Annotated in this window: 12 protein-coding genes; 3 read left to right on the forward strand and 9 right to left on the reverse strand. The window is 63.3% G+C overall.

Annotation, left to right across the window (positions count from 1 at the left end; genetic code table 11):
- On the forward strand, nucleotides 1-3,619 hold a 3,619-nt coding region (locus tag VLJ37_08855; protein HSA59778.1), incomplete at its 5' end, for a sigma 54-interacting transcriptional regulator.
- A 16-nt stretch (nucleotides 3,620-3,635) separates the two neighbouring features.
- Here VLJ37_08855 and VLJ37_08860 read toward each other — a convergent pair.
- The 7 genes from VLJ37_08860 to VLJ37_08890 form a co-directional block, all read right to left on the reverse strand.
- Nucleotides 3,636-4,427, reverse strand: a complete 792-nt coding sequence (locus VLJ37_08860; protein HSA59779.1) for a hypothetical protein — start codon at nucleotides 4,425-4,427, stop codon at nucleotides 3,636-3,638.
- Nucleotides 4,424-5,287, reverse strand: coding sequence for a hypothetical protein (locus tag VLJ37_08865; GenBank protein HSA59780.1), 864 nt, complete (start codon nucleotides 5,285-5,287; stop codon nucleotides 4,424-4,426). Before VLJ37_08865 ends, VLJ37_08860 begins: the two co-directional genes overlap by 4 nt.
- Nucleotides 5,288-5,400: 113 nt before the next feature.
- A complete protein-coding gene (locus VLJ37_08870) occupies nucleotides 5,401-6,753 on the reverse strand; it encodes a hypothetical protein (protein HSA59781.1) in 1,353 nt (450 codons plus the stop codon).
- A gap of 167 nt (nucleotides 6,754-6,920) precedes the next feature.
- Nucleotides 6,921-8,057, reverse strand: a complete 1,137-nt coding sequence (gene ispG / locus VLJ37_08875) for a (E)-4-hydroxy-3-methylbut-2-enyl-diphosphate synthase (protein ID HSA59782.1) — start codon at nucleotides 8,055-8,057, stop codon at nucleotides 6,921-6,923.
- A gap of 37 nt (nucleotides 8,058-8,094) precedes the next feature.
- Nucleotides 8,095-9,297 carry a hypothetical protein gene (locus VLJ37_08880; protein ID HSA59783.1) on the reverse strand — a complete coding sequence of 401 codons (1,203 nt, stop codon included), beginning with the start codon at nucleotides 9,295-9,297 and terminating at the stop codon, nucleotides 8,095-8,097.
- A 13-nt stretch (nucleotides 9,298-9,310) separates the two neighbouring features.
- Nucleotides 9,311-9,919: a hypothetical protein gene (locus VLJ37_08885; GenBank protein ID HSA59784.1), complete on the reverse strand. Its 609-nt coding sequence runs from the start codon at nucleotides 9,917-9,919 to the stop codon at nucleotides 9,311-9,313.
- Nucleotides 9,920-9,967: 48 nt separating this feature from the next.
- Complete coding sequence (locus tag VLJ37_08890) at nucleotides 9,968-11,332, reverse strand: hypothetical protein (GenBank protein ID HSA59785.1); 1,365 nt, start codon at nucleotides 11,330-11,332, stop codon at nucleotides 9,968-9,970.
- Between the two features lie 90 nt (nucleotides 11,333-11,422).
- On the opposite strand from VLJ37_08890, the gene ychF reads away from it, so the two are divergent.
- A complete protein-coding gene (gene ychF / locus VLJ37_08895) occupies nucleotides 11,423-12,517 on the forward strand; it encodes a redox-regulated ATPase YchF (GenBank protein HSA59786.1) in 1,095 nt (364 codons plus the stop codon).
- On the opposite strand, the gene VLJ37_08900 is transcribed toward ychF, so the two are convergent.
- A complete protein-coding gene (locus VLJ37_08900; protein ID HSA59787.1) occupies nucleotides 12,507-13,958 on the reverse strand; it encodes a hypothetical protein in 1,452 nt (483 codons plus the stop codon). The two genes, ychF and VLJ37_08900, sit on opposite strands and share 11 nt — an antisense overlap.
- Nucleotides 13,959-14,077: 119 nt before the next feature.
- Here VLJ37_08900 and VLJ37_08905 point away from each other — a divergent pair, with 119 nt between their 5' ends.
- Nucleotides 14,078-15,280 carry a response regulator gene (locus VLJ37_08905; GenBank protein ID HSA59788.1) on the forward strand — a complete coding sequence of 401 codons (1,203 nt, stop codon included), beginning with the start codon at nucleotides 14,078-14,080 and terminating at the stop codon, nucleotides 15,278-15,280.
- On the opposite strand, the gene VLJ37_08910 is transcribed toward VLJ37_08905, so the two are convergent.
- On the reverse strand, nucleotides 15,277-15,789 hold the full coding sequence (locus VLJ37_08910; GenBank protein HSA59789.1) for a hypothetical protein: 513 nt from the start codon (nucleotides 15,787-15,789) through the stop codon (nucleotides 15,277-15,279). The genes VLJ37_08905 and VLJ37_08910 overlap by 4 nt on opposite strands.
- Nucleotide 15,790: the final 1 nt, after the last annotated feature.

Below are 15,790 nucleotides of genomic sequence, written 5' to 3' on the forward strand. Positions count from 1 at the left end.
GTCGGAGACGTTCGACGCCTGGAAGGGCCGCGAAGCGCCGGAGGCGTGCGTGATTCACTTGGCGGACCTCCACGAATGGCCCGCCGCCCTCCTTCCGCTCCTTCAGATCGAGGTCCATCGCGCCGCGCGCCGGGGCCGCCCCCTCTTCTTCCTGGCCGAATTCGACTCGGACCTCCTCCAAAATCCACTGAAGACCGTCGCCTTCGATGAGATCCGCCTCGCGGACTTCTCGGCCGCGCAGACCCGCGACTTGATCCGCGCGGCCACGGCCGATTTGGACAGGCCCGTTCCCGAGGCCGTCGCCCAAGACATCGCCTCAGGCTCCGGGGGCCGCCCCCTGCTGGCGTTGGAACAGCTCCGATCCTACCTCGTCGATCCCGGCCGGCCCTTTCACGCCTCCAAGGACATGGCGCAAGCCGCCGCCGTCCGCGTCGAGGAGATCCCGCCCGCGTCGCGCGCCCTCTTCGCCCGTCTCGTCACGCACCCCGAGCCGGCGGAGACGGCGGATCTCGGCGTCACGTCGCCGGCGGGGCCGGAATGGGACCTGCAGGAAAGGGGCCTGGCGACGGCCAAGGCGGGGCGTCTCGCGCTGACGCACCCGGCCCTGCGCGAGGCCTACGCCGCGGCCCTCGAAACCTCCGAAAGGACGGAGGCCCACCGCGCGTGGCTTCGGATCCTTCTCAAGCAATATGGAGACAAGCCGGTCATCGCCGCGGAGGCGGCGCTCATCACCCATCATGCCCTGGGCTGCGGCGAGGACTCCGTCGCCTACGCCTGGGGCCTGGAGGCGATGGATTACCACGCGGGACGCGGCAACGCCGCACGCGCCCTCCGGCTCTCCGACGAACTCCTTCGCCGCGCCAAGGACGACGTCCAGACCTACACCCTGGAGGCCTACCGGGCCCCGCTCTTCTACCGCCTGGGCAGGTTCCAAGACGCGCTCGCGTCCTACGACCGTTGGTACGCCTTGAAGCCGGACGACGGAACCGGTGTGGAGACCGTCAAACACCTCCTCTTTACGGGGCAGACGCTCTCGGCCTGGGGCCGTCCTGACGAGGCGCGCGCGCGGCTGAATTCCTGCCTCGAGGCGGGCGACGGCCTCAGGCACGTCCGGCACCGGCCGTATCATGCGCGCGCCCACATCGCCCTGGCCACGCTCGACGAGAAATCCCATCAAGAGGAGAGGGCGAAGGAGCACCTGCAGGCGGCCATCCCCCTCGCCGAAGGCCAGCCCCTCCTGCTCGCGGAGATCGAGCAGAAGCTCGGGCAGAGGGCCCATGCCGAGAATCGCCTCGACGAGGCCGTCCGGCACCTCGAGCGTTCCCGGACCGAATGCCGCGAGGCGGGAAACCCGCAGGTCGAGGCCATCACCGTGAACGTCATGGCCATGATCGACCGGGAGCGCGGCCGGCTGAAGATGGCGTTGGAAACGATCGGGGAGGCGATCGCCCTCGCGGAAAAGGGCGGCGAGATCCTCCAAATCGCCCGGTACCGGCAGAACCGGGCCCTGATCCGGATGAATCTGGCCCTCTACGGACCCGCCCTCGAGGAGATGGAGGACGTCCAAGACGTCTTCGAGGCCTTGGGGGAGGATCAGGACCGCCGGCAGGCCCGACTCCACCGCGAGGAACTGAGCCGCCTGCTGGGCGAGACGGAGCGCACGGAAAAGGACCCGCCGTTCTCATCGGAGGAAGGACGGAGGATTGCGCAGGCCCTTGCTGCCTGGAACGGCCGCGAGCCCTCCGAATCCGACCTGGCCGGACTCCTCGAGGCCGTGGAAGGCCTGGAGGCCCCCGAGGAGCGCATCGGCCTGCTGGAAGCCGCCTCGAACGACGTCTCTCGCCGGGGATGGGAAGGACTGGCGCAACTGTTCCGGCACGCGGCGGGCGCCGAACTGAAAAAGATTCACGACAACCTACCGGAGGAACTCCAAATGGACTTCGAAAACAAACGAGACGTCAAGACCCTCGATGCCGCCTTGAGCGGCCTCTTCAAGGCCAAGGCGGATCCGGGGCGGTCGATCCCCGATGCGCGCTTCCGCCAATTCTGCGAGATCAACCGGAAGATCGCCCTTCAGAACGATCTGAAACGGATCCTGGACGAGGTCATCGACGCCGCAATCCAGATCAGCGGGGCGGAACGGGGCTTCGTCCTCTTGAAAAACCCCAAATCGAAGGCCGCCCCCCTGCCCGGCTTCGAGGTCAAGGCCGCCCGGAATTTGAACCAGAAGGCGATCGAGGCCGGCGATTTCGAGTTGTCCCTTTCCCTCGTCAAACAGGCCCTGGACCGGGGCACGCACGTCCTGACCGACGACGCCCTCGCCGACCCCCGGTTTCAGGAAAAGAAGAGCGTGATGGACTACCGGCTCCGGTCGGTCCTCGTGCTCCCTCTCGAGCAGGAGGGCTCGGTCTTCGGAGTGATCTATCTCGACCACCGCTATCAACCGGACCGGTTTTCGGAGGAGGACCTAAGCCTTCTGCTCGCCCTCGCCTCCCAGGCCTCCATCGCCGTCCAAAAGGCCCGGATGATCGAGGAGCTCACCGCCTCCCGCGACCGGCTCGCCGGCCAGGTGAAGGAGCAGGAGGTGAAGATCGAGCACCTCTCGGAGGCCCTCACCCAGAAGAGGGAAAACCTCCGCTACGGCTACGAAGAAATCATCGGCCGTTCGCCTCCGATGATGACGGTCTTCAAGCTCCTCGACAACGTCACGGAAACGACGATCCCCGTCTGGATCCACGGGGAATCGGGCACGGGCAAGGAGCTCATCGCCCGTTCGCTTCACTTCAACAGCCCGCGCAAAAACGGCCCGTTCGTCGCGGAGAACGTGAGCGCCATTCCCGAAACGCTCCTGGAGAGCGAGCTCTTCGGCCACAAGAAGGGCTCCTTCACGCACGCCGACCGCGACCGGGTCGGACTCTTCGAACAGGCCAGCGGCGGGACTCTCTTTTTGGACGAAGTCGCCGACATGTCGCTCGCCATGCAGGCCAAGCTCCTGCGCGTCCTGCAAGAGGGGGAGGTCCGGCCCGTCGGATCTTCCAAGACGGTGAAGATCAACGTCCGTCTCGTCACGGCCTCCAACAAGGATCTCCGCCGGCTCGTGAGCGAGGGCAAATTCCGCCAGGACCTCTTTTTCCGGATCAACGGGCTGACCATCGACCTGCCGCCGCTCCGGACGCGAAAGGACGACATCCCCCTCCTCGCCCGCCACATCCTCAAAAAGGTGTCGAAGGAATTCAACCTCCCGGCGAGCGAGCTCTCGGACAAGGCGACCCAGATCCTCATGAAGCACGACTGGCCGGGCAACGTCCGGGAACTGGAGGCGGCGCTGCGCAACGCCCTCCTCTTCGCCAAGGGGCGTCCCATCGCGGCGGAACACTTGAATCTCCAGCCACGGCCGGTGGGGTCCTACGGGTCGTCATCCCCAGCTCCACGCGAAGCCCCGGCAACGGAGGAAGATATGGCTCACCGGCAACTGGTCGTGGAGACGTTGCGGCGCCACCAGTTGAACAAGGAAGAGGCGGCGAAGGACCTGAAAGTCAGTCTCAGGACCCTCTACACGTGGATGGAAAAACACGGCATCCCGAAGAAGAAGGCGATGCTGGCGAGGTATGTGGGTTAGAGAACGAGGGCCCGCCTCATTCCCTTGTCCTCGCGTCAATCGCCCCTCTCTCGGGTTTCACCGGCCCCATCATCATCCGGACATCGAAACAGTCGGGCGGGACCGCGGGGCCGACATCGATCAAGCCGTCTTCGACCTCGGCCCCTCCCGAAGGCAACGGGACGACCTCCGACGGGAGCTCCTGACCCAGATTGGGGGCGACCGAGATCCCATCAAGATAATAATGAAGATCGGCCGGGTCCGAGGTCAGGAAGGTGAAATCGACATAATCAAAGAGGGGCTCTTGCGGCGTCTTCACGCCTTCTTGCTCCTGCGGCGACTGCTGGAAGCCGATCACCAGGATATGGTACCCCGTATCGGACGCGTCCTTCTTATAATAGACGTGAAGTTCGTACATTCTTGCCTGAAAGGCGGCGTACCTTCTCTTTTTGATGTGCCCCCAGACATGGACACTCGTCTTGCCGCCCGGCATCCTGCAGTCCCGGGAGATCTCCCCCTCGAGAAACGGGAAGTAGGCGTTCGGCACTTCATGGATCGGCGCCGCCGTTCCGGCCGGCATGGGATTCGGGCCGGAAGAAGCGACAACAGGTGAGGGATTGTTCGGCAAGGCGTCCGCCGAGCGGTCTTCCGCCGCGTCCGCCGAGCCGTCTCCCTGAGACGTATCTCCCGCCTTCGCATCGCCCGCCGCCCCCATGACGGCTGTACCGGGAACGATCCCTCCCCTTTGGGCGCCCTGCGGGAGGCAGGCGGTCCATAAGGAGCAGCAAAAGAGCAAGAAGAGCGACTTATTCCTGAAGTTCGTTTTCATCGGCCCATCATTTCCATCTTCGGCTCGAAGCAAGACGGGAGCGGATCGGGGCCGGTGGTATCCGCCAGCCTGTTGAGGAGCTTGTGAGGCTGATGGAGGTCGAGGCCATCCGTGCATTCCAGGCTTTGACAGGATTGTGGGCTCGGGCTGGGTTGATATCCGTACCAGCCGAACGCGACAAACCGCAGCGAATCGGCATCCGAGGTGGCCACGTCCGTATCGAAATAGACGACAGGCTCGGAGTTTTGCGGGTCGACCACGGGAGCCCGGGCCACGAGGCCCGGTTTGCCCTCAGGTCTGGGCGGCGAGCTGAGAAAAGGAAGATCCTTGTAGTAAAGGGCGTCCGATCCCCGAGCGTAAATCAAGCGCAGGTGAGTCCCCATCGGAACTATGAGGGACTTGCTCGCTTGCTCGGCGTCGATGGTCGCGGGATCAATATTGAATCCAATGATCATGCCGGCGCGTCCGCGCAGGTGCACCACCTGGATGCCCGCAGGGGTCGCGCACGTGGCCGTCTTTTCGCCGGTCACGAGAGTCAATTGATTCCCCGTCGGATCATGGGTGGGCACCGCGTCCCCTGCCTGCATGGGCGACAGGACGCTTTCATAGGTAATCGATCCCCTAGGTCCTGACGACGCATCCGCGAATTTCCCCGAGGGGGACGGTCCTTCGACGCCGGGTTCCTCAACATCCCCTCCCCCGGAATCCGGGGCCCCGCCATCGGCCGACCGGACGTCCGCATTCGCCGGCCCCAGGACCCCGCCCCCCGCAGGGGCACCCGTGGGCACCGCCTGAGGCAGGCAGGCCGCCCCGGACAGGACAAAAAAGGCTGTTAAAACAAGCCTTAAGACGGTTTCCATCCTTGCGTTCATTTTAGCCTACCCTGAGCGGAGTTCCTATTTTCTATTTTCGGCGGATGACCCGTCGCAAGTTACCGATTTTCTTCTATTGTCCACGGTCGTGGACGGTCCCCTCAGTCGGTCCCTGGGGACAGGCTAGGCACCCTCGACCTCCGGTAGAGATTCTGAATCTCTTTCATCGGACCGGGCAAAGCCCGCCAAATGGTTTCGGCGGGCCGGAGGGGTTGTTTCAGAATACGCGACTCGGGACAGAGGGAGACCGAGCTGATCCTCTTGAGGGCGGCGGAATCTTCCGCATCGGTCAGGAAGAGATTCCCGTCATCGTCCAAGGCGAGACCCATGGGCCTGGCAAGGATCGCATCCAGCGGCGGCAACCTCCCGTCTTCGACGGCCCGGGTGCCCCCTCCGGCGATGGTGGAGATGCGTCCGTTCTTGTCGATCTTTCGAATGAGACCGTTCCCCGTGTCGGCGATAAAGACGTTGCCGTAACCGTCGGCGGCGACATCCGACGGACCCGACAGGGCCGCGTCCACAGCCGGACCCCCGTCGCCTGAATATCCCGTGACGCCCGTGCCGGCCACCGTGGTCATCACGCCGTCCGTGTCCACCTTGCGGACCCGATCCCCGAAGAATTCGGCGATGTAGAGGTTTCCATCCGGGTCGAGGGCCAGCCCCCCGCCCAGGTCCAGCCCGATGGACCTGGCCACGATTCCGCCGGCGGCCGAGGTCGTCCCATCCGACACGATTGTCGACGTATTTCCCGATGAGTCGATTTTCAAGATGCGGCACGGGACGTGAAGGGGAAGAGATGACGACTCATGAGAAGGCGCCTCATACCTCACGTCGCAGACGGAGACGAAAAGGTCCCCCGACTTGTCCGCCACCAAGTCGACGGCCGCCGGTATGTTGTGGACCGAGGCGTCGGTCGTGTCGAATTCCTTGACGTCCCGTGCAAGGATCGGGACACCCTTGGCGACCACGGCGCCGACCGCAGAGGCGCCCCATTTCAGGATTTCATAGCCGCCCTTGATGTGATAGCCGCCGCCCGGGAGGGGGGTTCTGTCGAAGATCAGGCCGGTCATGTAAAGATAACCCGCCGCACCGTTGGCGATGCCGATCGAAACGGGCGCCGTGTCAAAATTCCCGACGTAGAAGGGTGTGATCTTCTCGCCGCCGTTCGCCTTGCCGCCCGCGGCGTCCGGTCTCGCCGCGTAGACGGATTCGTTTTCATAATCGCTGAAGGACACCGTTCCCCCGGAATCCACGGCAATCCCCATCGGAAACGGGTTTTCGAGACCCAACTGTTCCACTCCCACGACCTCCGATACGGAGCATGTCTTGGCCGCGTTCATCTTGAGAGAGGCCGCGCCGAAGACGTTTCTTGGGACCACTTTCCTCGATTCGGCGCCGAGAGATGCAGACCCAAAAACGGCGATCGCGAGAGCAAAAACGGCCTTCTTCTTCATAGAGCCCCCATTCGAAATGATCTGAGCTGCAAAGCATATACCAGGGGAGATTCTAGGGTTGAGTGCAATAATCTTGAATTATTCCATCCGGTTCCAGATTTATCTATTCTTAAAAATCGCTTGGAAAGCCCTCTCAAAATGAGAATTTTATCATTTTGAGTCTGCGATCATGAACGGGACTTTTGTGTGATGAGGGCATCCAGCTCGGTCTTGAGGCGGGGGAGGATGTCTTCGTAGGAGTACTTGCCGAGTTCCTCTTCCTTCTTCTTCAGATTGACGAAGGTCGGGGCGCACCAAAGCCCCAGGTCGGCGTCGTCGGTCTCGCCGGGGCCGTTCACGCGGCAGCCCATGACGGCGATCGTCACCTGATATTCCTTCGCGTACTGGGCCATCTCCTTCACCTTCATCGCGAGCTCCACGAACTTTTCGTTCTCGACGCGCGAACAAGACGGACAGGAGATGATGTTCAGCTTCTTTTCTCCAAAGTCCGGCACGGAGCGGAAGCGGCCTTCCTCGATGTCCTTGAGGATCGCCCTTCCAACGGCGATCTCCTCGCCCTTGTCGTCGAAGGGCACGGTGAGGGAGACGCGAAGCGTATCACCGATGCCGCGGGAGACCAGTTGTTCGAAGGCGATCCGCGTCTTGATGATCCCCTCGGGCGGCAGCCCCGCTTCCGTGACCCCCAGATGGAGGGGGACGTCCGGCCGCATCTCGTGAAAGCGGCGGTTGATATCGATCACCTTCTTGGGATCGGAATCCTTCAGGGAAACGAGGTAGTTCTTAAAACCCAGGTCGTCCAAGATCTGGCAATGCTCGGCGGCCGAATGCAGGATGGCCTCCTCGTCGTTGTCCCCGAACTTCTCCTGCCATTCCGGATCGATCGACCCGCAGTTCACGCCCACGCGCAGGGCGCATCCGTGCTTGGACGCCTGCTCGGCGATCCAGGCCACCTTGTCGCGCTTGCTCTTCTGCCGTTCGTGATGATGCAGATGTCCGGGGTTGTAACGGATCTTTTGGACGATGGGCGCGAGCTTCTCGGCCAGGCGGTAGCTCTCCTGGAGGTCGACGACCAGCGGCTTGTCGGTCTCGCCCCGAAGTTTCCGGAGGGCGTCCACGTCCTTGTCGCTGTCGATCGCGATGCGGATCAAATCGGCGCCGGCCTTTTCCAGAATGCGGATCTGCCGGAGGGTCCCCTCCAGGTCCTGGGTGCGCGTGGCCGCCATGCTCTGGACGGCGATCGGGTTCCTTCCGCCGATCTTGACGCGGCCGACGGTGATTTCGCGGGTTTTTCGCTCGGGTAACACGGTTCAGAAGCTAGCGGCTATGCCGGGAAAAGGCAAGTCATCGCACCAACGAGCACCCGCCGGCCGACGACCCGACGCCCCCGCCGGACCCGGGCGCGCAGTCCTCGCCCGCCTGGCAATCCACGTTCACCTCGGCCCCGGCCGATTCCGTAAAGGTGTCCGTGGACGTGAACGAGGCGAACTGGGGCGGCGCGGGCTCGCCGGAACTGCCGCGGCAGGGCGTGTAGCCGGAGGCCCCGGTCGCCGACACGTCGATGGGTTCGAAGTCGATCGTGTACGTCGCGCCCGGCGTCAGGCCCAAGATGACGAATTCGCCGTTGGCGGTGCCCGGCGGGTCGAAGTCGCCGGAGAGGGCCGAAATCGCGTCGTTTTTGGGATCCGCGACGTTCCGGGCGACCAGGTTCGCGCACTGGAGCTCCGCGCTCCCGCTCGCGTTGAAGACCGTGCCCGTGATCGACCAGGTGGTCGAAGCGAAGTTCGAGGCGGGATAAAGCTGGGCGAGCCCCGCGCGGTCGTCCTTTTCGGGCGTCTTGAAATTGGCCCCGTTGCCGATGAGGAAGCGCGGATACATGGTCGTGATGAGGTTGTCGTTGGAGGAGTCGCTGTCGGTCGCTTCCTCAAGATTGACCTGCGAATGGTCCAGCCCCAGGAAGTGCCCCATCTCGTGCACGATAAACGAGGTAAAGTCGTCGTCCGTGAAACTCAAACCGGCCGACCCGCAGCCGGGCTGGATTTCCACTCCGTTCAGGCAGGCGGCGTTGAAGACCGCCTCGCCTTTGATCGCATTGCCGGAAGCGGGGTCCGATCCGATGATGGAGGCGAAACCCAAGGTGGTGAACTTCGCCGCGGCGCCGAAGAAGTCGGAGACGATCGCGCCGTCCTCGTCGATCACGAGCGGATTGGTTCCGTCGCCGAGCGGACCGCCGGGGCAGGCCGAAGCGTCGAAGACAAAGTCGCAGACGTTCGAGTCATCCACCGACCCGCCCAGGTCGCGCAAATCAAATGAGACGTTCGCCTCGGAAATGCCGTCCCACTGGGAGAGGGCCTCGTCGACCAGGGGCTCCACGTTCTTGCCGCGCACGTCCAGATCCGACTCGAGGTCCACGCGCACGGGCATGGCCGGCCACTTGACCGCGCGTCCCGAGTCGGTCACGTTCCGCGGGCCGATGGCCCAGGAAGAGATAGAGAGGGAAAGCAGAACAACCACCAAGAACGCCACCATCCGTCGTTGCGCCGTCATACAGAGATCCCCTTTATTGAGATGCCAGTTTCTTCACGAGAGAGATGAAATCGGAATAAGGAAGTTCGCCGCCGTTGACCGACATCATCTTGCGGTCCGCGGCCGTCAAGGACATCGTCTTCAGGCGGGGGCTTTTATCGGCTCCGATGAAGAGCCCTCGATTGCCCGCCCCATTGGCGACGGTCTTGAGGCCCGCCTTGTCCGTCACCGCGAATTTGCCCTGGGCGAGTCCCACGGGGGCGGTGATCCCGGAATCCCCCGCGGCGCTCAGAAAAACGATCGCCTCTTCGCCGACTTGGTATTGCGGAAGGTCGCGCTCCAGCCCCTGGATCTTAACGCCCTCCTTCATGCCGAAGTCCTCGCCCCCGTCGACCGTCCCCAATTGGCGGAACGTGACCGTCTTGGAGGGTTCGCCCTTGAGCGTGTCGATCACGTCGAAGGTGACCTTCTGAACCCTTTGTCCCTTGAAATCGGCGTCCGCGTCGATGCTGACGCAGCGGCCGACGAAGACTTTTTCCGACAGGGCGGTCAATTGTTCGAGATTAAGCTGGAGCACGGTCAGGCCCGAGGCCGAGCCCGAGACGAAGAGCCCCGCCACGGCCAACCAAAGGAATTTCTTCATGAAGACCTCCGAATGACCGGGTCATGTTAAGGAAGGGCCGCCGCGAAGTCAATCAACCCATCGAACCAGCGCGCATCCCCCGCCGCTTCCGCCGTCAGCCCCGCCGGTCGACCCGCCCGTCGCCGTACCGCCTCCCGTCGTTCCGGCCGCCACGGACTCCGGATGGTAGCGCGCCAGGGCAAAGTCCTCCTGCCCTCCGACGTCCGCGTAGCCTCCGACGACGATGAATCCGTCCGTTTGGATCGCGACCGCCGTCGCCGCGTCCGAGCCGCCGTCGAAATCCGTCGTCACAAGCCCGCCCTCTTGAAAGGAAACATCCAGAGCCCCGCCGGACGCGTAACGCGCCAGTCCGAAATCCGCTTGCGAGTAGCCGGCCGCCAGGATGCGGCCCCCGGCGTCGACGGCAACGGCGTGCGCTGAATCCCCATGGCTGGCGGCAAAACCCGTCAGAACGCGTCCTGCGGAACCGAAGCCGGCATCCAAACCCCCGTCCGCGTCGAACCGGGCCAGCGCGAACTCCTTGACCAAGTTCACGTCCGCGTCACCCGCCAGCAGGATCTTTCCATCGGGCTGCACCACCATGGCGAAGGCGGATTCAATGAGGCCACCGAAGGTCAATGTCACCTTGCCGTCCAAGCCCAGAGGATCGAAGCTCGTGTCGAGGCCCCCGTTGGGCTGGTAGCGGGCCACGGCGAAATCGAAGTTGGAAAATCCGGCGACGACGATCTTCTGGTCGGCGGGTTGAATGGCGACGGAGGACGCACCGTCCTCGCTTCCTGCGGAAAAATTGGTGATGACCCGGCCGTCGAGGTCGAAATTCAGGTCCGGCTTGCCGTCCGGCTGGTACCGCGCCACGGCAAAGTCCGGGTCCGACATCGCCGCCTGGGTGAAGCCGACGACGACGATGTTCAGATCCGCCTGCAAGGCGATGCCGCTGGCAAAGTCGGCCCCTCCGAAATCCGTCGTCACCTTGCCGGTCAGGTTGAAGGACGTGTCGGGTGCGCCGTTGGAGAGGAACCGCGCCAGGGCGAAGTCGGAACTTGCGGCGCCCAAGCTTGAGCCCGCCGCCAGGATCTTTCCATCGGGCTGGAGGACGACGGCATCCGCCTCGTCCCGGCCGCCGAAATCGAGGGACGTCTTGCCGCCGCTCCCGAAGGTCGCATCGAGCGATCCATCCGGGTTGTAGCGAGCCAGGGCAAAATCGGTATTGCCGCTGAGGCTCGCGAACCCGACCGCGACGATCTTTCCATCCGGTTGGAGGGCGATGGCATTGATATGATCGGCGCCGCCGCTGAGATCGGTCGTCGCCTTGCCGCCGCTCCCGAACGAGGCATCGAGGTCACCCGCAACGACCTGGGCGAAAGAAACCGCCGGGACAAGAAGGAGAATCGCGGCGAATAGCCCCGTTTTCACGTCGGCATCATGACTCTTTCACGCGCTTCGAGCAATGACCTTGTGTTCCTTCGAAAATATCCTGTAATCATTTGAATACGGAGACTTGAAATGGGCTTTCAATGCGGCATCGTCGGGCTTCCCAACGTCGGCAAGTCCACCATCTTCAACGCCTTGACCGCCGCGGGCGCGGCGGCGGCGAACTATCCGTTCTGCACGATCGAACCGAATATCGGCGTCGTCGCATTGCCCGATGAGCGCCTGGACAAGATCGCGGCGATCTTCAAGCCCGAAAAGGTCGTCCCGACCTCCGTCGAGTTCGTCGACATCGCAGGTCTCGTCAAAGGCGCGTCGAAGGGAGAGGGGCTCGGGAACCAGTTCCTCGGCCACATCCGGAGCGTGGACGCCATCGCGCACGTCGTCCGTTGTTTTGACGACCCCGACGTCGTGCACGTCCACGGCGGCGTCGATCCGCTGCGCGACATCGAGGTCATCGACACGGAACTCGCTCTCGCCGACCTGGATTCCGTCACCAAGGCGATTGCCAAGGTCGAGAAAAGGGCCAAGGCCGGAGACGCGGACTCCGTCCGTCTCCTGGAGATCTACAAAAAGCTCGAAAAACACCTGAACGAGGGCAAGCCGGCCCGGTCACTCGGCCTGACTGAAGAGGACAAGGCCCTGGTGAAGGACCTCTTCTTATTGACGAACAAGCCTGTCCTTTACGTCGCGAACGTGGCCGAATCCGAGATCAAGAAGTCCTCCCCCGCCATCGATGTCTTGAAGGCCCACGCCGCCAAGGAGGGCGCCGAGTTGGTGGTCTTGAGCGGCAAGATCGAGGCGGAGATCGCCGAACTGTCGCTGGACGAGAGAAAGGCCTTTCTCCAGGATCTGGGCCTGAAGGAGTCCGGTCTCGATCAGATGGCGCGCGCCGGCTACAAACTCCTGGGCCTCGCCACCTACTTCACGGCGGGCCCCAAGGAGGTCCGAGCCTGGACGATCCCTCATGGCACCAAGGCCCCGCAGGCGGCCGGCGTCATCCATTCGGATTTCGAGAAGGGGTTCATCCGCGCCGAGTGCTACCACTACGAGGACCTGATCGCCCTGGGCTCCGAAGCGAAGGTGAAAGAGGCCGGCAAGATGCGGCTCGAGGGCAAGGATTACGTCGTGAAGGACGGGGACGTGCTGTTCTTCCGCTTCAACGTTTGACCAAGATCTCCTGCCAGAGGATCCATTCCCAAACGATCTCGACCGCCTCGCCCAAGGTGGTGAGCGACACGTTGTCCTTCGTGGCCTCCCACGACTTGTAGCGGCATTTTTTCAGGAGCCGTTCTTTGAACGCGGCGACATCCTCCGCGGAGGCTCGGGGGTCCAGGGCGTATCCCCTGAACCGCGCGGCCTCGAGGAAGGTCTCCCAGAGATCCTTCCCAAAATTCGCCTCGTCCGACAGCGGCCCCGCGGCCACCCCGGCCTCCCGGGAGTAAGAGAGGCCCTGGTAGCGCTTGGCGGCGCCCGCCGCCTCGTCCAGCATCGCCTTCGCCGGCGGACACGGGCGTTCCTTCCGGATGAAGATCATTTCGACGCAAATGCCGCTGACCAGCGCGGTCATGGGATCCGACATCGACCGGTGAAGGAGGGAATGGTTCTCCCGCAAATACCGGATCTCGTCGCCTCTCGGCGTCTCGGACACGAAACCCAGGAAGAGGTCCCGCGACTCGACGAAAAACGCCTCACCTCCGGGGACCAGGGAGTCGACGATCTGCTCCCAGACCCTCCTCTGGTCGACCGCGTGCGAGCTTCCGAAAAAGGAGAGAGCGAGGTCGTAGCCCTGGGGCAGCCGGTGGGTGTCGAGGTTCCCCAAGTAAACGGACGAGAAGGCCGGCCGGTTCTCCGGGGGAATCACGTCCGTCAATGAAAACGTGTCGATCGCGACCCTTTCGCCGAACAGGGCCTTGAGCTCCGCCTCCATCCGGCCGTATCCGGGTCCGATCGTCAGGATCCTCAACGGTTGCGAGCGATCGGGGGCCGCCGAGGAGAGACGCTCCCTCACCTTCTCTTCGATTCCGCCGAAAGGCGTGGCTCTTGAGAAACCGGAACACTCCTTCAAACCCCGGCCGAGGAGGTAAGGCGCGTCGATGGTCAGGCGCCCATGATCGAAATCGGAGATGCGCCTTTCCATCTTCCGGATCAGGCGGTCCGGCGTCAGTTCGAGAACGGCATTGCGAACGCCAGGACCTTGAGGCTCCGGCGGGCCTAGAAAGGCGAAGAAAGAGGCCCCGCGGAGGAGACCGACGGTGGGGATCCTTTCCAGGAGGACACGCCGCATTTCGAGTGGCCTTCCGGGAAGGTTCCAGAAGAATTGGACGTCGTTCTCCTGATAGACCGCGAGGGCCGGGACGATTCCAGGCGTGTCGGTCAGGACACAGGCCCCGTGACGCTCGACGACCCGCAGCTGGTGAAAGATCCTGCCGTCCGCGCTCAAAAAAAGACTGCCCCCAAGGGGCGGGTCAAACCGCGCAAGATCGGCCAGCCACAGATTCTCCGCCCCGCTGGTGACATGAAAAAGACGGGCCCCCTCGAGAAGGCTGGCCGCGTCCAAAATCGCACCGGAGGCCGGGATTCGCTGGATCAGTGAGCAGAGACCAGTCATCGACCCGTTACTTCGCACCGGGCATCGAAAGGTTGCCCCGAACTTCGAGCGACGGTGGCGGACCTGAGACGATACAATTCGAGGCAACTTTTTTGCCCGGGTGGCGAAGCCAATGGACAATGAATCCCCTCACTTCCCTCATCGGCCGGCTTCCCACCTCCGTCCCCTGCGTCCTACCTTCCCATTACACGGCGGGCGCCGACGTCCAGATCTGGAATCTCGGGTCCGCGCAGGAGATCCACCTGGCACGCATGCCGGAATCGCCGGTCGAGATCGCCTCCGCCCTCGGTCCTGACAAGCTGTTTTTGAGCGGGGACGGACGGAACTTTCACCAGCTCCGGGTGAGCTTGGCGGCACCGCAAGCCCTCTTGACGGCAACCCCCCGTTTCATCCCCATGGCCTTCACGGCCGAAAGTTCGGGGATGAGGCTTCTCTGCAATCTCCCCGACGACAGCGAGCGATTGGTGGACCTGGTCGCGTCGCATTGGCGGCCGGGGCATTTCCTTCAGGACGCCGCATTTTATCTCTTTTCGGAGGACGAGGAGACGCCGGCCCTCGAAGGGGCCCTCCGGCGCTGGTGGGCTGGGAACGTGGAGGAAACTTCTCCCGGCCGCGAAACGGTCGACGCGGCGGCCTTCACCGCGTTCGTCCGTGGACTGGGCCATATCGTCAACAACGCAAACGCGGTCATTGCCTCCCATGCCGAATACCTCATGGCCCGGGAAAATGCCGACGAGGGCTTGCTGGCCATCCGATCCGCATCCCACCGCATCACGAGGCTGATCCACAGGCTCCAACAAAGGTTCCACGGGGACGCGGTCGTGATTCCCGATCCCCTGACGGTCCTGAAGGAATACGAAGTCCTGGAGGAGATCCTGCGCGAGTGGGCCGTGGAGGCCGCGAAACCCGCCGCCCCCGTGCCGGCGATGTCGTCCCCGGCCGTGTCGACCTCCCTCCTCGTCATCGAGGACGATGAGGATTTGGGCGACATCCAGGTCCTCTCCTTGGAAACCCGCGGGTTCCCCGACGTCCGTCTCGCGCGGACGCCGACGGAGGCCATGAGAATTTTCGACGCGAACCCGGCCCTGACGGCCGTCCTAAGCGATTACAATCTTCAGGCGGACCGGACGGGTCTGGACCTGGCGCGGGAGATGCGCAGGAAACGCCCCGGAGTGAAGATCCTCATCGCCACGGGCGAGGCGGACAACGTGAAGGCCCTGATGTCGGAGGACGAATGCAACGAGATCGAGATCCTCCGCAAGCCGACCGATGAAGACGATCTGGAGGACCGCCTTCGCCGCCTTCTGGGCCTTAAAAGCTAATACTCCTTCTCGAGAATGAACTCCTGCTGCCAGGCCGCATTGTAGTAGTGGATTTCGCGGAAGTACTCGAGGTTGGCCTTTTGGGGAATCAGCAGATCGAAGGTCACGCTGTAGTTGATCGGGACGATCTCCGGGTAATCGATCAAGGCCCTCATCTTGTCCGGGATCTCGCGCCACAGGACGGGGTCTTTGACCCTGAGCGTGTTGAACGCCGCGTAGCGCTGGCCCTTCTCTCCCACCACGACCCATTTGTCCCTCTTCGCGTCCATGATCACGTTCCTCAAGGACATGTTCTTCACGATGACGGGGAGGAGCTTGTAGCCGGCGATCAGGCCGTCGAGCCGTGGATCGTAGTTCGCGTCGATGGAAAGCGAAAACGAGGTCAGGACCCGCCCCGCCACTCCCTCCACCTTGGGGGGCTTTTTGGGTTTGGCCGACCGGATGGGAAAACAAGCGGCGCATGCGAGAAGTACCGAAACGGCGGCGATCAGGCGGATTGACTTGGCCATA

This window comes from bacterium (assembly GCA_035454885.1).
Taxonomy (GTDB): domain Bacteria; phylum UBA10199; class UBA10199; order JACPAL01.